Annotated in this window: 21 protein-coding genes; 14 read left to right on the forward strand and 7 right to left on the reverse strand. The window is 41.5% G+C overall.

Annotation, left to right across the window (positions count from 1 at the left end):
• The first annotated feature begins 10 nt into the window (after nucleotides 1-10).
• The 8 genes from sufC (at nucleotide 11) to LPTSP_RS16900 (ending at nucleotide 6,471) form a co-directional block, all read left to right on the forward strand.
• Nucleotides 11-772 (forward strand): Fe-S cluster assembly ATPase SufC, encoded by a 762-nt coding sequence (gene sufC, locus LPTSP_RS16865; RefSeq protein WP_108929799.1) that lies wholly within the window; start codon nucleotides 11-13, stop codon nucleotides 770-772.
• A gap of 4 nt (nucleotides 773-776) precedes the next feature.
• Nucleotides 777-1,958 carry a SufB/SufD family protein gene (locus LPTSP_RS16870; RefSeq protein WP_108929800.1) on the forward strand — a complete coding sequence of 394 codons (1,182 nt, stop codon included), beginning with the start codon at nucleotides 777-779 and terminating at the stop codon, nucleotides 1,956-1,958.
• Nucleotides 1,958-2,272, forward strand: a complete 315-nt coding sequence (locus tag LPTSP_RS16875; RefSeq protein WP_100768012.1) for a non-heme iron oxygenase ferredoxin subunit — start codon at nucleotides 1,958-1,960, stop codon at nucleotides 2,270-2,272. Before LPTSP_RS16870 ends, LPTSP_RS16875 begins: the two co-directional genes overlap by 1 nt.
• A 27-nt stretch (nucleotides 2,273-2,299) precedes the next feature.
• Complete coding sequence (locus LPTSP_RS16880) at nucleotides 2,300-3,541, forward strand: cysteine desulfurase (protein ID WP_108929801.1); 1,242 nt, start codon at nucleotides 2,300-2,302, stop codon at nucleotides 3,539-3,541.
• Complete coding sequence (gene sufU, locus LPTSP_RS16885) at nucleotides 3,525-3,950, forward strand: Fe-S cluster assembly sulfur transfer protein SufU (RefSeq protein ID WP_108929802.1); 426 nt, start codon at nucleotides 3,525-3,527, stop codon at nucleotides 3,948-3,950. Before LPTSP_RS16880 ends, sufU begins: the two co-directional genes overlap by 17 nt.
• An 83-nt stretch (nucleotides 3,951-4,033) precedes the next feature.
• Nucleotides 4,034-4,864 carry an AraC family transcriptional regulator gene (locus LPTSP_RS16890; RefSeq protein ID WP_108929803.1) on the forward strand — a complete coding sequence of 277 codons (831 nt, stop codon included), beginning with the start codon at nucleotides 4,034-4,036 and terminating at the stop codon, nucleotides 4,862-4,864.
• A 54-nt stretch (nucleotides 4,865-4,918) separates the two neighbouring features.
• Complete coding sequence (chrA, locus tag LPTSP_RS16895; RefSeq protein WP_108929804.1) at nucleotides 4,919-6,073, forward strand: chromate efflux transporter; 1,155 nt, start codon at nucleotides 4,919-4,921, stop codon at nucleotides 6,071-6,073.
• A 65-nt stretch (nucleotides 6,074-6,138) separates the two neighbouring features.
• Nucleotides 6,139-6,471: a metal-sulfur cluster assembly factor gene (locus LPTSP_RS16900; RefSeq protein WP_108929805.1), complete on the forward strand. Its 333-nt coding sequence runs from the start codon at nucleotides 6,139-6,141 to the stop codon at nucleotides 6,469-6,471.
• Here LPTSP_RS16900 and LPTSP_RS16905 read toward each other — a convergent pair.
• From LPTSP_RS16905 to LPTSP_RS16925, 5 genes are read right to left on the reverse strand one after another with little or no spacing between them, the layout of a single operon-like run.
• Nucleotides 6,468-7,142 carry an ATP-binding cassette domain-containing protein gene (locus tag LPTSP_RS16905; protein WP_108929806.1) on the reverse strand — a complete coding sequence of 225 codons (675 nt, stop codon included), beginning with the start codon at nucleotides 7,140-7,142 and terminating at the stop codon, nucleotides 6,468-6,470. The two genes, LPTSP_RS16900 and LPTSP_RS16905, sit on opposite strands and share 4 nt — an antisense overlap.
• Complete coding sequence (gene modA / locus LPTSP_RS16910) at nucleotides 7,142-7,906, reverse strand: molybdate ABC transporter substrate-binding protein (RefSeq protein ID WP_108929971.1); 765 nt, start codon at nucleotides 7,904-7,906, stop codon at nucleotides 7,142-7,144. Before modA ends, LPTSP_RS16905 begins: the two co-directional genes overlap by 1 nt.
• Nucleotides 7,907-7,922: 16 nt before the next feature.
• Complete coding sequence (gene modB / locus LPTSP_RS16915; protein ID WP_108929807.1) at nucleotides 7,923-8,603, reverse strand: molybdate ABC transporter permease subunit; 681 nt, start codon at nucleotides 8,601-8,603, stop codon at nucleotides 7,923-7,925.
• Nucleotides 8,604-8,612: 9 nt separating this feature from the next.
• Complete coding sequence (locus tag LPTSP_RS16920; protein WP_108929808.1) at nucleotides 8,613-9,185, reverse strand: hypothetical protein; 573 nt, start codon at nucleotides 9,183-9,185, stop codon at nucleotides 8,613-8,615.
• Nucleotides 9,182-9,640: a RidA family protein gene (locus tag LPTSP_RS16925; protein WP_108929809.1), complete on the reverse strand. Its 459-nt coding sequence runs from the start codon at nucleotides 9,638-9,640 to the stop codon at nucleotides 9,182-9,184. The genes LPTSP_RS16920 and LPTSP_RS16925 overlap by 4 nt, the downstream gene beginning before the upstream one ends.
• A gap of 112 nt (nucleotides 9,641-9,752) precedes the next feature.
• On the opposite strand from LPTSP_RS16925, the gene LPTSP_RS16930 reads away from it, so the two are divergent.
• The 5 genes from LPTSP_RS16930 (at nucleotide 9,753) to LPTSP_RS16950 (ending at nucleotide 15,356) form a co-directional block, all read left to right on the forward strand.
• On the forward strand, nucleotides 9,753-10,553 hold the full coding sequence (locus tag LPTSP_RS16930; RefSeq protein WP_108929810.1) for a class I SAM-dependent methyltransferase: 801 nt from the start codon (nucleotides 9,753-9,755) through the stop codon (nucleotides 10,551-10,553).
• Entirely contained in the window at nucleotides 10,550-12,214 is a 1,665-nt protein-coding gene (locus tag LPTSP_RS16935; protein WP_108929811.1) for a DEAD/DEAH box helicase, read from the forward strand. Before LPTSP_RS16930 ends, LPTSP_RS16935 begins: the two co-directional genes overlap by 4 nt.
• Nucleotides 12,181-13,272 (forward strand): N-acetylmuramoyl-L-alanine amidase family protein, encoded by a 1,092-nt coding sequence (locus LPTSP_RS16940; RefSeq protein ID WP_108929812.1) that lies wholly within the window; start codon nucleotides 12,181-12,183, stop codon nucleotides 13,270-13,272. Before LPTSP_RS16935 ends, LPTSP_RS16940 begins: the two co-directional genes overlap by 34 nt.
• On the forward strand, nucleotides 13,253-14,014 hold the full coding sequence (locus tag LPTSP_RS16945) for an LIC_10740 family protein (RefSeq protein ID WP_108929813.1): 762 nt from the start codon (nucleotides 13,253-13,255) through the stop codon (nucleotides 14,012-14,014). Before LPTSP_RS16940 ends, LPTSP_RS16945 begins: the two co-directional genes overlap by 20 nt.
• An 88-nt stretch (nucleotides 14,015-14,102) precedes the next feature.
• Nucleotides 14,103-15,356 carry a hypothetical protein gene (locus LPTSP_RS16950; RefSeq protein ID WP_108929814.1) on the forward strand — a complete coding sequence of 418 codons (1,254 nt, stop codon included), beginning with the start codon at nucleotides 14,103-14,105 and terminating at the stop codon, nucleotides 15,354-15,356.
• Here LPTSP_RS16950 and LPTSP_RS16955 read toward each other — a convergent pair.
• Nucleotides 15,351-16,139 (reverse strand): enoyl-CoA hydratase/isomerase family protein, encoded by a 789-nt coding sequence (locus LPTSP_RS16955; RefSeq protein WP_108929815.1) that lies wholly within the window; start codon nucleotides 16,137-16,139, stop codon nucleotides 15,351-15,353. The genes LPTSP_RS16950 and LPTSP_RS16955 overlap by 6 nt on opposite strands.
• Nucleotides 16,139-16,666, reverse strand: coding sequence for a hypothetical protein (locus LPTSP_RS16960; RefSeq protein ID WP_108929816.1), 528 nt, complete (start codon nucleotides 16,664-16,666; stop codon nucleotides 16,139-16,141). Before LPTSP_RS16960 ends, LPTSP_RS16955 begins: the two co-directional genes overlap by 1 nt.
• Nucleotides 16,667-16,842: 176 nt before the next feature.
• On the opposite strand from LPTSP_RS16960, the gene LPTSP_RS16965 reads away from it, so the two are divergent.
• Nucleotides 16,843-18,120 carry a PilZ domain-containing protein gene (locus LPTSP_RS16965; RefSeq protein WP_108929817.1) on the forward strand — a complete coding sequence of 426 codons (1,278 nt, stop codon included), beginning with the start codon at nucleotides 16,843-16,845 and terminating at the stop codon, nucleotides 18,118-18,120.
• Nucleotides 18,121-18,185 lie beyond the last annotated feature (65 nt).

Genomic DNA, 18,185 nt, shown 5'->3' on the forward strand with positions numbered 1-18,185 from the left:
GGTCCTATACGTGGCGGAACTACTAAAAATTTCGAATCTTCGCGCCGGAGTGGAAACCGAATCCGGTGAAGTACAGGAAATCCTAAAAGGTGTAGACCTGACGATCGGCGAGGGAGAGGTCCATGCCATCATGGGTCCAAACGGATCCGGAAAAAGTACCTTATCAAATGTCATCATGGGTCACCCGAAATACAAGGTGATCTCCGGGGATATATTTTTCAGGGGAGAATCACTTCTCGAAAAACCTACCGACGAAAGAGCAAGAGCTGGGATCTTTCTTTGTTTCCAATATCCTACCAGCATTCCCGGTGTTTCGATCGGAAATTTTTTACGCACCATCTTAAAATCGGTCCGGGGCAAGGATTTACCTGTAAAGGAATTCCGTAAAGAACTCAAAGAGGCCACTGCTTTATTAGAAGTTCCTGATACTTGGATCGGAAGATACGTGAACGATGGTTTTTCCGGTGGAGAGAAAAAAAGGAACGAGATCCTTCAAATGACCCTTCTCAAACCAAAACTTTCCGTTCTGGATGAGACCGATTCGGGTTTGGACATAGACGCACTTAGAATTATCAGCGAAGGGATTACTAAGAATAAATCTGCGGATAGATCCATACTTTTGATCACACATTATCAAAGAATGTTGAACTATGTTACTCCTGATTTCGTTCACGTTTTTGCTCAAGGTAAGATCCTCAAAACGGGCGGACGAGAACTTGCTCTAGAATTGGAAGAAAAAGGATACGATTGGATCCTAAACGGAGCGAACTAAAGGAATGCTTTTGGCGGAATCCATTTCGGAATATATCAAGGAAAAGAAGGAACCATCCATTCTTTCCGAATTCCGTACGAACGCCGAAAAACTTCTGAACTCAGCCGTTTTTCCGGATTCATCTTTGGAATCTTGGAGAAAGATCAGTCTTTCTAATTTTAAAATTTCAGAATATACTAAAGTTTGTCCTGATTCTTCCGTAACCGTTTCCGGAAACGCAAAAATCACTAAATTACAAGATCTCCCTGTCGAAAAACTTTCGGAAGTCCTGAAAAAAGTAGGACCCGCAATTTCATTCTATTCTAAGGACTGGTTTCCACTTTTTGTATTTTCCAGATTCACACATGCGTATTATGTGCAGCTGGATTCGGATCCTTCTTCTTTTCCCGAGATCAAAATTGAATGTAAGGATGGTAATATCATTCTTCCACTTTTGATCGTGGATGCTTTTCCGGGAGCCAAATCAAATTTTATAGAGAGATGGGAGTCTGCTTCTCAGAAAGATCTTCTATTGATGAGTGGAGTTACCCTTCTTCTTACACCTCCTAACGGAGATTTCCAATATTCTAGTTTGGAAAATTTGGGAGATTCTACTTTTCATTTTAGAGCTACTTACGGGATCCAAGAGAAGGATTCTAAGTTTCATGCGAGCCTTGCTTCTTGGGGTGGATATAAGGGAAAATCATTCTATGATACGAATGTTGTCGGAAAAGGATGTTGGACACGTTATGTGGGCCTTTCTCCTTTAAAGGGCAGAGAATTCCAAGACACTGAAGTCCGCATTCTTCATTCCGAAAGCCACGCACAAAGTTCTATTTTGTATCGTACTGTTGTAAGAGAGAAGGCTCATCATATATTTACGGGAAACCTTCATATACCTTCTCATTGTAAAGACGTGGGTGCGATCCAGATCAATAATAACCTTCTCATGGACAGAACTGCAAGAGCGGAATCCATTCCTAAATTGGAAGTATTCGCTGACAGTGTTAAATGTGAGCACGGAGCCACAGTCGGAGAAATAGACGAAGAGCAATTATTCTACTTAGCTTCCAGAGGTATCTCGGAAGAAGAAGCCCGTAAAATGATTGTAGAAGGATTTTTGAACGAAGTAGTTCGAGAATTTCCTTCCGAAACAGTTCGCGAAGAATTATCCTCTATGATAGAATCTAGGATGTTGGGCAAGTAATGGGTGAATTTCAGAAACTAGCTAAACTTTCCGATCTGAAAGAAGGGGAGATATTCGTAGCAGAAACCCGGTACCATAGGGTGGGGCTGACTAGACTGGGGGACGAGATCTGTGCATTCGCGGATCTTTGCACCCACGATGGTGAGGATATTTCGACTGGAGAATTGGAAGGGGACGTAATCGTTTGTCCAAGACATTCTGCGAAGTTTAATATCCGCACAGGTAAGGTACTTTGTATGCCTGCAGTGGAAGATTTGCCAGTCTATAAGACTAGAATCGTAGGTGACGAAGTCGAAGTGGAATTAGAGGATTGACATGGGGAACCGAGGAGAAACAGAGCTTTGAGTTTTGATCTCGAAAAGATACGCAGAGATTTTCCGATTCTATCTACTCAGATGAACGGTAAGCCCTTGGTGTTTCTGGATAGCGCCGCCAGTTCTCAAAAGCCCAAGTCTGTAATAGATACCATTCGTAAATATTACGAAGCGGAGAATGCAAACATTCACCGTGGCATATATTATCTTTCCCAAAAGGCCACTGAAAAATATGAGATGGCCCGCATCAAAACTTCCAGGTTTATCGGGGCCGCCTGTGCTAAGGTGGTTATATTCACACGCAATACTACAGAGTCCATCAACCTAGTGGCCCAGTCTTGGGGACGGACCAATATCCACGAAGGTGATGAGATCGTACTCACTGAATTAGAGCATCATTCTAATTTGGTTCCTTGGCAGATGTTGGCCCAGGAAAAGCAGGCTGTTCTTAAGTTTATACCTCTTAACCAAGATTCCACTTTAGATCTTAGTAACCTGGACGAGATCATCACTGAGAGAGTAAAGTTAGTCGCTCTTGCTCAGATGTCCAATGTGACCGGTACTATTCACGATCTCACTCCGATCATTCGAAGAGCGAGAGAAGTCGGTGCTAAAGTGTTGATAGACGGTGCCCAAGGGATCTGTCATCTTCCCACAAACGTTCAAAAAGAAGATTTCGATTTTTATGCATTCTCCGCACATAAGATGCTTGGGCCGACCGGCGTAGGAGTTCTTTACGCTAAGGAAGAGATCTTAGAAACAATGCCTCCTTGGATGGGAGGAGGGGACATGATCTCCAAGGTATGGAAGGAAAAGTCCACTTATGCGGATCTTCCTGCCAGATTGGAAGCAGGGACCCCGAATATTTCCGGAGTTATCGGATTTGGGGCAGCTATCGAATACCTAGAATCCATAGGAATGCAGGAGATCAGAAACCACGAGTTGGAACTCCTACAATATGCTTTGGATCGGTTGGAAGATTTCGGTGGTTTGGAACTATACGGCACAAACGATCTAAGCAAAAGAGGAGGAGTGATCTCCTTCAATTTCCCCGGAGTACATCCTCACGACGTAGGTTCCATTCTGGACGAAGAAGGGATTGCAATCCGTGTGGGACATCATTGCGCTCAGCCGTTTATGGACTTCAAAGGAATTGCCGGTACCTGCCGCGCTTCTTTCTATCTTTATAATACCAAAGAAGACGTAGATTCTCTTTTGGTAGGTCTAAAGAAGGTGAAGGAGATTTTCGGCCGTGTCCTTAAGCGATAGTCTTTACCAAGAAGTACTACTCGATCATTACCAAAACCCAAGACATCATGGAAAGATGGAACACTTCGATCTTCATCAAGAAGGAGTCAATCCTCTCTGTGGTGACGAGGTAGAGCTATTCCTGAAGTTGAAAGGAGATATAATCTCCGAGATCAGTTTTGTGGGGAAGGGTTGTTCTATCTCCCAAGCCTCCGCTTCCATGCTTACGGACAGTCTTTACGGAAAAACGATCTCCGAAGCAAAATCACTTCTGCTAGAATTTAAAGGAATGCTTTTAGAAGATAAGGTCCCGAATTTTCCGGAAGAATATGAGGACCTGGAATCTATGGAAGCGGTAAAAAAGATCCCGGCCCGTATTAAATGTGCAACACTCGCCTGGAATACTTTAGAAAAGGCGATCGGAAAGTAAGGAATTTTATCCAAATCGCAAGAACTATCAAGCAAGAGTAAATATAAAAGTTTAGGATACTGTAAACAGTACCAAGGACTGTAATGGATTTTGTTCAAAAGGCTCTATGGTTTATAGAAGGTCATTCCAGAGAAAATATTTCTTTGGAAGATGTGGCAAAGAATTCCGGAGTTTCTCCCTTTTATCTAACCCGCACTTTCTCTTTGACCATGGGAGTCTCTTTGATGAAATATCTAAGAGGACGACGCTTGAGCGAGGCGGCAAAGATATTGGTAGATAAAGGATCCAATATTTTAGATCTCGCTTTGGAAATAGGTTATGGATCTCACGAAGCATTTACCAGGGCTTTTCGAGATCAGTTTTCTATCACTCCAGAACAACTGAAGTCCCAGGGGCATCTTGGTAATGTGAACTTAGTGGAGGCTATCACCTTGAACGCAGAACCAATTCCTAAAATCGATCCACCTAGATTCGAAACTATTCCACCTAGACTATTTGCAGGTCTTGTAGAACATTACGATTGTCAAATGCCTGCTGGTATTCCGAACCAGTGGCAAAGTTTCGGAGCATACCTAGGAAATATTCCTTCTCAAGTCGGAGATGCTGCTTACGGGGTTTGTTACAATTTCGATGCAGAAGGCAACTTCGATTATATGTCTGGTGTAGAAGTTTCAAATTCTTCCGGATTACCCAAAGAGTTTCAGATACTTAAGATCCCAACTCAGAGATACGCAGTGTTTACTCATAAGGGTCATATCGCCGGGATCAGAGCCACCTTCGCCGCAGCAGGCAAATGGTTTCCAGATTCAGGAGTAAAACCTTTCGAAGGTGCGAACCTAGAGAGATATGGAAAAGAATTTAATCCAGTCACTGGTATGGGTGGCTTAGAAATTTGGATCCCAGTAGAAAACTGAATTTTCCGAAAGGTCTTGCGGTGCCGGCTCGCAGGACCAAAATCGACTTTCGGAATGAAGGAAGTATTTTTCACTTTTTTGAAACTGGGCCTGATCTCTTTCGGTGGGCCGACTGCACATTTAGCCTACTTCTATCAGGAATTCGTAGTTCGAAAGAAATGGATCTCAGAAGAAGTTTATAAAGAATTATTAGCGGTATGTCAATTTCTTCCGGGACCTGCGAGCAGCCAATTTGGGATCTGTATCGGAACTCTACGCTCCGGCTGGAAGGCAGGATGCGCCGCTTGGATCGGATTTACCCTGCCTTCTATCTTATTGATGGTCGGTTTCGGAATTTTATTAAAATCGAATATAGTTCCGGATCTAAAATGGGTGCATGGTCTGAAATTGGTGGCAGCTGCCGTCGTTGCTCACGCGATTTTGACTATGTGGAAAAATTCCAAGAAACATCCTTACAAAATATATCTGGTCTTTGGGTCCGCAATTTTGACCTTATTATTTTCGAGTGCGTTTACCCAGTTTGTCGTAATTTTGATCGGTGCAGGGATCGGATTTTTTCTATTTAAAGAAGAGTCTGATCTTCCTCAGATTTCAGTTTCTTTTTCCGTCCCCAAACGGATCGCATTTTGGTCCTTAGGATTTTTCTTCCTTCTTCTTTTCTTATTACCTTTTTTAAGATCGTTTACCGGTTTGTTTCCATTTGCGATCTCGGATTCGTTTTATAGATCGGGCGCGTTGGTTTTTGGCGGAGGACATGTGGTTCTTCCATTATTGGAAAACGAAGTAGTGAGACAAGGTTGGATCGGAAAAGAAGAATTTTTAGCGGGATATGGGGCCGCCCAAGCAATGCCTGGTCCTTTATTTACATTCGCGTCTTACTTAGGCTTTATGATCTTTGGTTTGAGCGGATCGATCCTCTCTACAATTTTTATATTCCTCCCTTCTTTCTTTTTGGTATTCGGATTTTTTCCTCTTTGGGAAGAGATCCGAAATTATCCTAAAATGAGAACTGTGATAGACTCTATCCAGTTTTCCGCTTTGGGAATTTTATTATCCGCCTTCTGCACTCCGGTCTTCACTTCTTCCGTTTATTCCGCCTATGACCTTTTCGTATTTTGTTCTTTGTTTGCGCTGATGGTTTTTCTGAAAGTTCCAAACTGGCTGATATTGATCCTTGGCTTAAGCGCTCCATTTTTAAATCCACTCTGATGGAAAACAAAAGTGTCCTTAAAATTCTTTACACGAAGTCGCCGTTCAGATAGACTAATTGTTAGATGCAATTATTAGAACAACCAACTCAAGAGATCGAAAAAAGGGTCTACGCTGAGATCCATAGGGTAGAAGATCCCGAGATCGGGATTTCCGTGGCTGAGTTAGGTCTGATCTATAAGATCCAGGTAGAAGGTGATAAGGCCAAGATTGAAATGACTTATACGTCTATGGCTTGTCCTGCCGGTCCTCAAATGAAACAAGAGATCCAAGACAATGCTCTTCGCGTCGAAGGTATCAACTCAGTAGATATAGAAGTGGTTTGGACGCCTAAATGGGACCCTAGAGCGATGGCTTCCGAAGAAGCTAAAATGGATTTGGGGATTTTCGATTACTAAGAACGGCTGCTAAGTATCTTACCGTCTTCCATATAAAGAGCAGAAGTCCCGAAATACTCTAGATCTTTAGGATCATGAGAGATCAGAAGTATGGGCATGCTGATCTTCTTTCTTAAACTTTTTAGTTCTTCTCTCATTTTTTGTCTAAGATCCCCATGAAGTGCGGCAAACGGTTCATCCAAAAATAAAATTTTAGGATCTCGAGCAAGTGCTCTTGCGATCGCCACTCTTTGTTTTTGTCCACCTGAGAGATGTTTCGGATAACTTTCAGAAGTCTCTTCTATCTCGAATAAATTCATCAGATAAGAAACTGTTTCTTTATCCTTTTTACTAGTCGCAAATTGAAAGAATCGATTTAATCCGAATTCGATATTCTTTCTGACTGTGAGATGAGGAAATAGTCCGTAACTTTGAGGAACGTAGCCTAGATTTCTTTTTTGAGGCGGGATATATTTTTTGGAAGAAGAATCAAAATAAACCGTATTTGCGAAAGATATCCGTCCAGAATCCGGTTTTAAAAGTCCAGCTAATGCCCGTAAGGTGAGACTTTTTCCCGCTCCGGAAGGACCGTACAATACTTGGAATTCTCCCGAAAACTCGAACTGAACATCCAGCTCGAATTTTCGATTCCCATCAGAGAGTTTTTTTCTAATATCAACGATGAGAGACATTAAGGAAGTATAAACTTATATTTCAGAAAAGTTTCTTTCGCTTCCGGAGATTTTTTCAAGAATTCCAGAAAGGATTTTGCTTCTTCCGAATTTTTGGTCCCAGTTACCAAAATTCCCGGATATAAGATCGGTTTGTGTCCGCTTAAAGTTAGTGCAATCTTGACTTTAGATTTTGCGATTGCTGCGTCTGTGATGTATACGAACCCTGCCTCTACTTCTTCTCTTCCTACATAATCCAAGACCTGTCTTACATTTTCTGCAGGGATGAATTTTTCTTTCAAAGAGAGGTTTAGATTGTTCTTGGTGAGGACTTCTTCCGCATATTTTCCGGCGGGAACCGAGCTCGGATTTCCGATTGCTATCTTTTTGATCTCAGGAAGTTGGAGGTCTTCTAATTTTTTGATCTTGAACTCACTTGCTTTAGGTTGGATGAGCACCAGAGTATTTTTTAATAAGATTGTCTTTGTAGAAGATTCTAAAACTTCCGCTTTCATCCCTTTGTCCACGATATCCGGATCAGCGGAGATGAAAACGTCCACAGGTGCGCCTTTTTCGATCTGTTGGTATAAACTTCCTGAAGATCCGAAATTGAATACCGCTTTGAGGCCTGTTTTTTGTTTGAATGCGGTTCCAAGTTCTTTGAGAACATCTGTTAAACTTGATGCTGCTGAGATCGTTATCTCTTTTTCCTTCTCTTGTGTGTAAGAAGGAGATTGGACAAGTAAAAGTAAAACCGGGAGTAATATATATAATCTTTTAAGCATTTCGTTTATCAATATATTACCAATGAGATTTTTTAAGTAAGATCCCGGAAACTGTCAATACCAATACACAAGTGATGGATGCTACAAATACTAGGACCAAAGAGAATTCGTCTTTTCCAGATTGGACAGAATCATAAATTGCAAGCGCGATCGTTTGCGTTTTTTCAGGTATATTTCCTGCGATCATTAAAGTGGCTCCGAATTCTCCCATCCCTCTTGCATAGGCCATCATGGATCCAGCTAAAATCCCCCTCCAAGAAAGTGGTAATATTACCGTTAAAAAAGTTTCCCATTTGGATTTTCCCAATGTGAGGGCGATCTCTTCGTATTCCGGGTCCAGATCTTCGAAGGCGGCTTTTGCAGATCTATAAACTAGAGGAAAGGAAACGATCGTGGAGGCTAAAACTGCTCCATGCAAATTAAATAATATAGAATATTGGAATTGTTCCAGAAGAAAATGGCCGAGTATTCCTTTTTTACCGAATAAGACCAAAAGATAATATCCGAGCACTGTGGGAGGAAGCACCATCGGCAAGGTCAATACTGCGTCGGCAAATGCCTTTCCGAAAAATCGGAGCTTGGACATCCAGTAGGCGAAAAATATTCCGAGCAGAGCCGCGAAGAATGTGGAGAAAAAAGTTACCTTAAGTGTAAGAAATAGAGGATGTCTGATGGAGTCCCAATCGAAAGTATCCATCAGACTAACTTAAAGTTTAGAATTCCATAATGTTAGGGAAGAAACAGTCGTTAATGCCCAAGAAGAGCAGAAAGCGTAAAAATTAAAATTATAATAATAGTCCTGGTCTCGGATAAAACTTACGAAGAATACATCCGGAAGTAAGATCCCGAGTAATAGCAATAGCCCTGAAAATCCTTGCAGAACGACTATTGTTTTGCCTACCCATTCACTTCTCCAAAAACCGCCAAAGAAGAATGTCAAAAAGCAAGGGATGATAAAAAATATATTGGATGCGGTTCTTACGTTCACTTCTTCTATACCGCTGCGACTAGGTTCTATTCCGAAAAAATTACCAAGTTTGGAAATAATATCCAGTTGGGATTCTACCCCTAAATTGATGGAGTAATTGATCCAACTCCCTAAACTAAAGAATAGCTGCAGCAATGCCAAAACAAAGATCAACTTCTCCTTCCCGCTTTTTTCGGAATAGAAATCAATAAATCTTCCTAAAAGTTGGGAAAGAAATCTTTTCCATCCGTTGAGAACAACGGATGTTGCAGGCAATGCGAGACTTAGATCTCTGAGCAGGTTTTTTATCATCCTAAAGAAACCGTCATTTCCACTTCTACAGGAGCTCCTAATGGGAGAGCAGAATTTCCCACCGCAAAGCGCGCATGACGTCCTGCTTCTCCAAAAATACTTAAGAGCAGATTGGATGCATGATTTGCGACAAGATGTTGTTCCGTAAAATCAGGACTGGAAGCTACGAATACTCCGATCTTTACGATAGTCTTTATTTTGTCCAGATCCCCGATCACTCCCGCGATTGCCGCAAGTCCGTTCATAGCGGCTTGTTCGGTGGCGGCCTTCACATCATCGATGGAAAGCCCAGCTCCCAAGGTTCCTGTAAGTATGAGTTTGCCATCCTTCAGGGGCAATTGGCCGGAAGTGAATACAAGATTTCCTGTTTGTATGGCAGGTATATAGGCTGCAATCGCCTTAGGTGCAGGTGGGAGTTCCAACCCAAGGGATTTAATTTTGTCGAGTATGCTCATTCTCTTCTATTCCTGGATGGTTTCTCGTTTTTTCAAGCATGTATTTCGTTCCGAGCTCGGGGATTTTCCTTTACGTGAGGGAGACTTTATGACAAGCTTCTTGTAGGCAAGCATGTCCTCAATACTCGAATTGGAACCTCACCCAGAATATCCGGAAGCCTATATGGTATGCCGTCGCACGGGGGTCCATTTCTATAAATTGGCAAAGGAAAGGGATTACGAAGATTCCTACTTTCAGGAAGAATACAAGAATCAGTACAAAAAGACCTATTATGAAGACGAACCTCAGCTTAGAAATTTAGCTAAGACACGTTTAGAAATGATGAGCGCATTCCAAGATCCGAAAGGAAAGACTCTTTTCGAGATCGGATCTGCCGCTGGCTTCTTCTTATCGGAAGCAGAGAAGAAAGGATACAAGGTCAAAGGTTTGGAACTTTCTTCCAGCGAAGCGGAGTATTCCAAAGATAAATTAGGTTTGGATGTGATCTCCGGCTCGTTCTTGGACGATTCACTTTTCCCCAAAGAGACTTTCGATGCGGTCTGTGCGTTTTTTGTAATAGAACATTTTCCGAATGCGGAGCTTGTTTTCGAGAGGATCAGTAAATTGTTAAAGCCGGGCGGGCTATTATTCTTAGGTCTTCCTTCTTTGAACGGACCTTCTTTTCAAACCAATCCTGAAGAATGGTTTAGGACGCATCCGTCCGACCATTTTTGGGATTACTCACCCGATTCTCTTAAAAAAATGTTGAAAATGTACGGTCTCGTCACGGTATATAGGAAACCTATGTCATACCACCCTCATAGAGATAAGGGATGGAAAGGCAAATACCTGACACATCGGCTCTTTGTTCGCTTCGCAAACCTCTCCTGCTACGCCGACACATTCCACTCAATCGCGATTAAAAAAATATGAAATTCGAAGAATTAAATCTAGAGCCAAACCTGCAAAAAGCAATCCAAGAAGCAGGATTTACTGAGCTCACCCCGATACAAGAAAAAGCAATCCCTCCCGGAATGGAAGGTAGGGACGTAACCGGTTTAGCCCAAACGGGAACCGGTAAGACAGTAGCATTCTTGGTTCCCACCATTCACTCCATTCTAACAAGAGGAATACAAGGTGTCAGCACTTTGATCCTTGCTCCTACTAGAGAGTTAGTGATCCAAATTTCGGAAGAAGCCGAAAAACTGCTAAAATATACGGACTACAGAGTGGTCCCTATCATTGGCGGAACGGATTATAAAATCCAAAACCGAGATCTGAACGGACTGAACGGTCTAATCGTTGCAACTCCCGGAAGATTGATCGATCTCGCAAGAAGCGGAAGCGCCGACTTAGAAAAGGTCGAGTTCTTCATTCTAGACGAAGCGGATCGTATGTTGGACATGGGTTTTATCTACGATATACGTTGGCTTCTTCATAAATGTAAGAATAGAAAACAAACCTTACTTTTCTCCGCAACTCTCTCTGTCGAAGTTATGCGCCTTGCATATCGTTTTATGAACGAGCCTGTGGAGATCCAGATCAATCCGGACAAACTGATCACTGAAAGGATAGATCAGAAACTGGTTCACTTGGGAAGAGAGGAGAAGTTACCTTATATGGTGAACTCCATTCTTGCCGAAGAACTGGAAGGACAAGGAATTATATTCACAAATTTTAAAGCGAATATTCCTAAGATTGTAAATTCTCTCAGAAGATTTGGAATTCCGATCACAGGCATTTCTTCCGATCTAGATCAGAAAAAAAGACTTAGACTAATGAGGGATTTTAAATCCGGAAAGTTTAAGTTTATGGTCGCGACAGACGTTGCAAGCCGCGGTATAGACGTGGAAAATATCGAAGTAGTTTTCAATTTCGATCTTCCTCAAGACACGGAAAACTATGTGCATAGGATCGGAAGAACTGCGAGAGCTGGAAGAATGGGTAAATCCATCAGCTTCTGCTCAGAATCCGATTATGGTGAATTGGAGAAGATCGAAAAATATCTGAAACAAAAAATAGACGTCCTTCCAGTTCACGAAGAAGCGCTCACATTCCCTGCAGGAGAATTCCAAGCTTTTGTAGGAGGAGACGCATTCGACAATGCTCCAGTCGAAAGAAATGGGAACCGAAACCACGGAAGAGATAGAGGCCCTAAAAAACAAAGAGGGGAATTCCAACGTAACGGGAACCAAAGAGGCGAGAAGAACTGGAATAAAGAATCTGGAGATCGCAAAAAAGATTTCAGTAAAGATCCTAAACCAGGCAGACCAAGCGGCGGACACAAAAAACGCCCAGAAGCTGCTATCCAAGAAGCCCAAGAGTTTTTACAAAAAGCGGACAGTGTATTCGGTTCCAACGGTGAACGTAAGGATAAAAACCAGAAAAACCGTAAGAAAGGAAAACAACGTCCAGATCGTCCGGATTTCCAAAAACAACATTCTCCTAATCATACAAATCATGAGAATAAAAAACAGAAATCGAATTACGATAAGAGCAAACGTAACCTATTCGATATAAACGATTCTAAAAGGTCCTCAGACAAGAAGAAGGGATCAATTTGGACAAAGATCAAATCCTTCTTTGGGGGTTAGGATTCCTTTTACTCTTTAGCGGGCCTGTTTTTGCCGATTCAAGGATTCAAACCATCGGCAAGAACGGATACGTTTCCTTCGAGGAGATCCGTAAAAAGATCCCTGGACTACAATCCAAATTCGAGTCTGCTACATTAGTAGGTTCTATTTCTCATGCTTCAGGAGAGATCCGTTTTCGGATCGGAGCTTCCTTTTATGCGATCAACGGTAGTTTAGAAAAAACGAATTTACCTGTAGTTTATAAGGAAAAGGACTTCTTACTTCCTCCTGATCTGGTAGAAGCGATCTTTGTACGGTTATTGCCCGGAGACGTAAGTTACGAATTTAAAGAAGACGAATTGGTTTTCGATCTATTACCTAAAGCGGAAAGATTAAAACTTTCTGCGATCATCGTGGATGCAGGACATGGAGGAAAAGATCCGGGGACTTCTTCCGATAAGGGGACCCAAGAAAAATTGGTCTCTTTGCAGGTAGCCCGCTTCCTAAAAAAATTTCTGAACAAGGTATATCCCGAGGTCCGAGTGATCCTGACCCGGTCCAATGATTCGTTTATCGAGCTGGAAAGAAGGTCCGAGATCGCGAATAGAGAGATCCAAAAGGGCGGCTCGGTTTTGTTCGTAAGTTTGCATTGTAATGCTTCTATTTCTTCGGATGTAAACGGATTCGAAGTCTATTATTTGTCTCAGACTCCCAGCACTGAAACCGCGAGAGAAGTCTCATTATTTGAAAATGGGATTTCGGGCAAAAAGGGTGGGACCTCCTACGGAAAGATCCAGGCAGGAATGATGTCCTCAATGATCCAAAGAAGAAGCCGTCTTCTTGCCAGAAGTGTTGAATCCGAGATGAAAAAAAACCTTGGTCCAAAGATATTGTCTAGAGGAGTGAAGAAGGCGGACTTTTCCGTGTTAAGGGGAAGTTTGATGCCTGCCATTCTGGTCGAAATGGGTTACCTCACCCATAACAAAGAATCCGAGGTATTGGCCGATAAAACTCACCAAGTGAAATTGGCTAAAAGTATATTAGAAGGTGTGAGAGCGTATGAACTTGCAAAAGATTAAGGAAATTTGGAATCGTTTCCTCACTCGTCTGGATACCTTCTATACTTGGATCTTCGAGCTGGCCACCAGAGCCGCCGATTCCAAAGAATCCAAAAGGATCTTATTCCTAACATATTCTTGGATCATAGTATTATTATTCCTTACCGGTTTCATTCTAGCAGGAAAAAATCCGTTAAAACTACTTGTACCATTCACCTTGTACGACCTACCGAATCTAGATCATAGAAAGGAAATCGTAATATTCGGTTCAGATGGAGAAGGCGAGGTCTTCCCTGTAAAAAGAAAAGTCCTCTTAACAGGAGAGGATTTCAGACATGATGTTATAACATTAGTGGGAGAAGCGGGAGAATCCAGTTATTTCGATCCTACTGTTCCGAATGCTTCCGCTCAATTTAGGAACCTAAAAAAACTCCCGAACTTACAAGACTCTGTGATCTCTATCTGGAAAAGAGGAGATGTTTTGATCTTGGATATGAGAAAGTCCACTTTGGAAAACCTACTTTCCGATATGAAGTTCAGGATCGATTATACTTACGCAAGTCAAATGACCGAAGAACAAAAAACTGCCGAGATAGAGCGTAAAAAATTGGTCTTATTGTCTTCCGCATTCTTAGCGGTTGAAAAAACCTTATTTGAAAATTATCCGGATCTAAATCGGATCGAATACAAGTTAGGTGGAGAAGCGGGAGATCTGCCCGGTTTAAGCTATTTACTTTCTTCTTCCCATTCCAGACAGCCTTAAGATTTCTCAGATATTCGGGACCTTCTCCATAAATTAAACGGACGACAGGGTTGTTTTGGCCCTTTCCAAAGCCGATAGTATTAAGGTCATGTCCGGGTCCAAACGTACAACCTTAGTTGTTTTTATACTTTTGATCTCCGGGGTTATATTATCCGCAGCTCCGGATCTGCAAAATTCTCCCGATGTAACAAACATCAACGATTTTAGAACGGATCGTGTAGCATTTCATTATATCCAATTGATAGATAAGGAAGGCAAGGCTCTTCCGGAAAGGAATCTGAACCGAGATACTTCAGAAGCCACGTTACTCATCATTGATCGAGGGCAACTTACTCTTTTAAAGGACGGATTCGACGATCCAGCCCAAGTAAAGGAGAAGGAAAAGGACTATTTAAATAAAATTTATAAATTCACCAGATTAAAAGACCTGGAACAGGAATATTATAAATTACCCGAATCGGAAAGAACCAAACCTTCTTCTAAAACGGAACCAAACCAGGCGGAAACAAACAAATCGAATACTACTGCAGTGCCTTCTGTCGAGCCGGAAGAAAAGAATAAAGAGTTCGATCTTTTATTAAAATATGATGATGAACTTCTGAAGTCTTACGCGGCGGAGAAGGCTGCCTATGCGGAATACGTAAGGACTGAACGTATTTACGGCAAAGATTCTCCTAAAACAAGTTCACTTAGAGCAAGATTCGAGGAGTTGAAGGCCAAGACCCAAGAAAGGAAAAAATTCCTATTAGGTTTTTTGCATAATACTTCTGTTGATTCGAATCCTTATCCAGGGGATAGGAAAGAGCAGATCTTCTATACAAATCATTCCAATGGCGCTCCGGATTTTTATCTACATTCTACCACTCCAAGAGAAGTCGACGGTCTTATGAAAGGAGAAGAAGAAGTAGGGAAAAAATACGGACAACTTTTTAAGACCGCAGTAGACCGACTGATAGATTCTCAGATAGACAAATTATATTATTATATTTGGAACCGGGACATGACGAATACCCGGATCAAAGTGGATCGTTTCTTAAAAGGAAAAAAAGTTACTGTAGTCACCGGAGATTCCACAGTTTATACGATGATAGATAAAGAAGGGGACGGGATCACCGAGTCCTTCTTTGTAGATTCGCCAGGACTAAAATTTTCCTGGGGAAAAGAAGTCCCCAATATCATTTCTATCTCTAATTGTACGGATCAAACGATCTTAGCTAAGATTAAAGCATTGGGAGACGATGTTTCTTCCGGGAGAATCCCTAAAAAAGTGGATAAGCTGGATCTTGCAATTCCGGAAGAACAGATCCTTCTGGAATTAAAACCGTTATTGAAAAACTTATAGTCCTCTAAATACAGGCTTTCTCTTTTCTTCAATAGACCGAATGGTTTCTCGAAAATCCTGAGAAAGAAAGTTTAGGGCCTGAGACTCCGCTTCTTTACGTAAAGCAGCGTTTAATTTTTCCCTCTCGTAGATATTCTTTTTTAATTCGCTAAGTGCCATTGGAGCGCTTTCACTCAGAGAAATTGCGATCTCCGTTGCTCTTTGTAAAACTTCCGCCTTCGGAACTGAATCGTAACAAATCCCTAGAGAAAGAGCTTCCTTGCCACTTAAGGTTTCCGCTAAGAATAGAAGCCTGTTTGCGATTTCCATTCCGAATAATTCTTTAGTCAGATAGCTGGATCCCATTCCAGGATGAATTCCCAATTTCACAAAATTGAATTGGTATTTTCCTTCGTCTGCGAAAACTCTTAGGTCGCAGGCAAGAGTGATGGAGAGGCCTGCACCGATCGCATGACCATTCGCAGCGCAGATCACAGGAACATTCAGATCTCTAACGCTCAAGAATAGATTATAAAATTCGAACATTTCTTTTTTGTTCGTTTCGAAAGACTTCTCGGCAAAAGACTTTAATAATTCGAAATTGCCTCCGGCGGAGAAGATATCATTCTTACCGGTGATCACAACCGCTCTAGGCGGGTTCTTTTTTAATTTTTCAATATGAGCTTGGAACTCCAAACCCATAGGGACAGTCATGGAGTTTTTGGTTTCCGGATTGTTTAAATAAAGAATTTCTATTCTTGATTCGGAAGAAAGTTCTACCGTTTCTGAATCAACTAATGCCATTAAACAGCTTCCTGTTTTAATTCAAAACTTTCGTACCAAACTCGATCGGAGACAGAAAGAGGTTTTTCGCCTATACCCATTTGGTCATAATAATCCAAAAGAATTTCTAAATGAAGATTTTCTTCATCTTCCAAAGTCCAGAAACTATTATCGATGGATTTAGAAACAATGGCCTGGCCTCTAACAGAGTCCACAAAATAATCAGGTTTGTTCGAGAAGATCAGATGAGCGGAGATGAGATCGAAACGGATCGTATCAACGATCTTAGAGAATTCAGAGTCAGTCTTATCAAAATAACGGGAAGCGATCTCTGTTTGGAAATAATCACCCCAAGTAAGAATATCCGGCTCCACTCCAGTACGTGCTTTGATCTCTTGAAGTTTTTCCTCTTCCAAAAACGGCTTGGAAGCGAATTTATCCACAAGTTCTCTGAGTGAAATCAAGTTAAGGATCTTATTCGCGGAAAGTTGTCCCCGACGCATCATATCGAAAAGTTCTGGATTCAGTTCGGACTTGTTCTCTGCCATGGTTTATTTTTCGGCAAAAGAATAAAAATCCCCTGAACAATTTCCTTCCGGAAAATACTCATATATGTCTCATTTGCGAAAAAAAGGAGAATGCTCCGAATTCCGATGAGTAGCACTGGATTCCTAAAGTCCCGAAGTCGAAAATAAAGATAAGGGTAAATTTTACCCGGACCGTTATGGCTGTAGGAAGATCGGATACACTCCAAGAACTGATTACGATTTTAGAAACGATGTTTGGAGAAACAATCATCGGTTCCGATATCAATTTGGTTAAACACCTATTCTATAGTTTGAAAGCGGACCAAAGAGAATTCCCTTTCGATTATGAAGGGGAGAAGCTTACCTCCGTAGTGGAGGAAGTGAGCGAAGATACACTCGTTCTATACGTTCCTTATCTTCAGCCCAAAGGGATACTCAGAGCGAGAATCAGTTTCGAAATATTGAATATACTATATCAATTTGAAGTGGTACTTCTGGATTTTTGGGAAGACCATGTTCGGGTTAAGATCCCTTCCGAACTGCAAGCCGCAGCATTCCGTAAAAATCTCAGGGTCGCAGTAGACGACCTTTTTATGAATTATGTGATCCTCTATCGTTCTTTAAGCGGAGGAGAGAGAGAGCTCGGAAAAAATCTTAGCGTAGAGCAAAGATTTTTCCACCTCATGAAGGAGATCAAAAAGGATAATCCCAGCCTAAAACTGATCAACTTAATGGTTACTGAATATATCCTTGGGATCTCAAAGGACTACGAGATTGTATTTTTCGGACCGGGAAAAGACGGAGGATTTTTCGGCGACTTTATTAAAAAGTATAACCGTTCAGTATACGTTCCGGATTGTTCACTAATTAAAAGTTACATAGGAGAAGAGAAGGATCCATATCTGGATAATTTCCGGGATGAATACTTGCGGTTGAACCAAACTAGAGGACAGGCAAAGGCAGATGAGTTCTTCAGAGAACTTCAGAAAGAAGAAGTCCGCAATTTTTTAATTTCTTATATAGTTACTCCAATCCGTTTGTTCAACGATCCGATTGGTTATGTGAAGGTATTCTCCACTGCGATGGATAAATTCTCTATCGTCCAACAACAGGCATTGTATATAGAAGAATTAGGGGACATCCTTACCTATGCTTTGACAAAGGTTTATATCCGCCAAGAGAACTTTAGGAATGAAGAGGCAGTAACCCGTATCCTGGACATCAGTATGAACGGTCTTTTATTCGAGATAGAAGACGAAAGAACGTTTAATTATTTAAAAAAGCATAATATTATAAAAATGTTCATTCCGATCTCGGAAAGGAATTTGGTCCTAAGAGGAGAAGTAGTTAGATTCCTTGAAGTAGGGAGCGGGAAATATCAACTAGGTGTGAACTTTTTCGATTCCAATCCGGATGATATGGTATTCTTACAGCATTATATTTTCAGTAAAAAGATGCGGATACTTTTTGAGTAGAGATCCTTTCCTCTCAATCTCCAGTGCTTCATTCTTACCCGAAGACTGATAGAAAACGTTCAAAT

The organism is Leptospira johnsonii (genome assembly GCF_003112675.1).
Classification (GTDB): Bacteria; Spirochaetota; Leptospiria; order Leptospirales; family Leptospiraceae; genus Leptospira_B; species Leptospira_B johnsonii.